The sequence below is a fragment of the Thermoanaerobacter sp. CM-CNRG TB177 genome, assembly GCF_018588165.1.
In the GTDB taxonomy this organism is placed as follows: Bacteria; Bacillota; Thermoanaerobacteria; order Thermoanaerobacterales; family Thermoanaerobacteraceae; genus Thermoanaerobacter; species Thermoanaerobacter thermocopriae.
In genome coordinates this window covers 392-1,798 of the sequence record NZ_JAFCAC010000064.1, presented here as the reverse complement: position 1 = coordinate 1,798, position 1,407 = coordinate 392, and the positions used below count along the sequence as shown (strand labels likewise).

The following is a 1,407-nucleotide window of genomic DNA, read 5'->3' as shown; positions in this document are numbered from 1 at the left end:
TAAGAGGTGCAAAAATCGCACCTCTTATTTTGTATATTCTTCAATGTATTTTTTAATTTCATCCTTTGTTGCAACTCTGCCTGCAACTTTGACTTCTTCATTAATCACGAGAGCAGGTGTAATCATTACGTATTCTATAATTTTATTTAAATCCTGAACTTTTTCGACTTCTGCTTCAATTCCTAGTTCTTGTAATGCAGCTTTTGTATTTTCCTCCAAAGCTTTGCACTTTGCGCATCCCATTCCAAGAATTTTAATATCCATTGTATTTTCCTCCTTTAATTTCATTTATTTGCTTTATTTTCATATAAACATTTTAATTTTATCATAAATTTTTAAAAGAAAATCATTTAATCTAAAATAGTTTTAAAAAAAATTTCCAAAAACAAATCCAATAAAAGTCGACATTATAATTACTAAACTTACATAGGTAACAGTCTTTTTTGGTCCGAGGACGCTATTAATTACAAGCATGCTGGGGAGACTCAAAGCAGGTCCTGAGAGCAAAAGTGCGAGGGCAGGACCTTGCCCCATACCGTAACCCAAAAGGCCCTGAATTATGGGAACTTCTGTAAGAGTAGAAAAATACATAAAAGCACCTATTATTGAAGCAATGAAGTTTGAAAGTAATGAGTTTCCACCGACAAGAGCTTCAACATACCTTGAGGGGAGTATTCCCGCATCATACCCAGGCCTTCCCATTAAAAATCCTGCTATCGCAACACCTGCAAAAAGAAGGGGAAGTATCTGTTTGGCAAGACTCCAAGTAGCTTCAATCCATGAGGTAATTTCTTCTTTTTTGAACCATTTAACAAGGATTATTGTAAGGATCACAAGGAAAAATACTGTCAAGTACCATTTTACGTTATATACAGTACTGAAAAATCCTACAGGCTGTGCGGGTTTACCCCATGCTGCAAAAATTAATATAAATACAAGGCTTGCAAAAAACAAAAAATCCTGCAATAGGCTTCTTCCTTCATTTTTTGTTGAAACTTGATAGATTTTTGACAACCTTGCCACATCTTCTTTTTTAAATATTATTTCCATGATTAAGCCAATAACAATTGAAAATAACACTGCCCCAACTGCCCTTGCTATTCCCAATTTGTATCCCAAAATTCTTGCTGTCATTATTATTGCAAGGACGTTTATTGCAGGTCCCGAATACAAAAACGCTATTGCGGGACCAAGACCAGCTCCTCTTTTATAAATTCCCGTGAAAAGTGGCAAAATCGTGCACGAGCAAACAGCAAGAATTGTTCCGGATACTGAGGCGACCGCGTAGGAAAGCCATTTTTTTGCCCCACCGCCGAAGTATTTCATAACCGCCTGCTGGGAAATAAAGTTTGAAATTGCACCTGCTATGAAAAGAGCAGGTATTAAGCAGGTTAATACATGATGCCT

2 protein-coding genes are annotated in these 1,407 nt (G+C 36.2%); both read right to left on the bottom strand.

Annotated features, from left to right (window positions below):
* Window positions 1–24 precede the first annotated feature (24 nt).
* The gene (locus I4N53_RS07550) at window positions 25–264 is read right to left on the bottom strand and encodes a thioredoxin family protein (RefSeq protein WP_003867219.1); all 240 of its coding nucleotides are present in this window, start codon (window positions 262–264) and stop codon (window positions 25–27) included.
* A gap of 102 nt (window positions 265–366) precedes the next feature.
* Window positions 367–1,407, bottom strand: a 1,041-nt coding sequence (locus I4N53_RS07545) for a permease (RefSeq protein ID WP_214495966.1), incomplete at its 5' end; no start/stop codon positions are given.